Origin of the sequence: Desulfobulbus alkaliphilus (assembly GCF_016918545.1) — a bacterium.
Classification (GTDB): Bacteria; Desulfobacterota; Desulfobulbia; order Desulfobulbales; family Desulfobulbaceae; genus Desulfobulbus; species Desulfobulbus alkaliphilus.
Window position 1 is genome coordinate 1 of record NZ_JAFFQC010000178.1, and the last position, 472, is coordinate 472.

1 protein-coding gene is annotated in these 472 nt (G+C 46.6%); it reads right to left on the reverse strand.

Going from position 1 to position 472, the window contains the following annotated elements; translation table 11 throughout:
• Nucleotides 1-360 (reverse strand): Crp/Fnr family transcriptional regulator (locus JWG43_RS17985; RefSeq protein ID WP_205244316.1); only part of this gene is annotated, 360 nt, incomplete at its 3' end.
• Nucleotides 361-472: the final 112 nt, after the last annotated feature.

Genomic DNA, 472 nt, shown 5'->3' on the forward strand with positions numbered 1-472 from the left:
GTTATATCCTTGCTGAACATGTTGGTAGGAAACCGTAACGAGTGTCGTGAGTTCCAAACACTGAAAGTAATAGCGGCTAGGCTTACCCATCAGCAAGGAGGGATAGTCGGTGACCCAACTATTTTCAGGTACGAAGGTGGTGGAGATTTCTTCCCCCATCTGGTTGAGATAGTAGCCCCGGATGAGCCCTCTGGTGAGAAAACCGATGAGTTGATTGGGCTTACCGGCTTCAATGAAGAAGGTTTTTGGCGCTAGAATACGTTCGGTCAATCCCTGCCGAAAGTACGCCCACTCCTGGGGGGTAATCCGCGGATTAAGCACCTGTATAGCTTGCTGAACTTGGTCAAACGGATTAGTCATAGCTTTCTTGAACACGCTTACAAAGCTAATCAATTGCTCACCCTTGATGGAAAGTCATTCAGTGTTGGTAGCCTACTGCAACTTATAAAATGGATGTGAGAAACCTATCAAA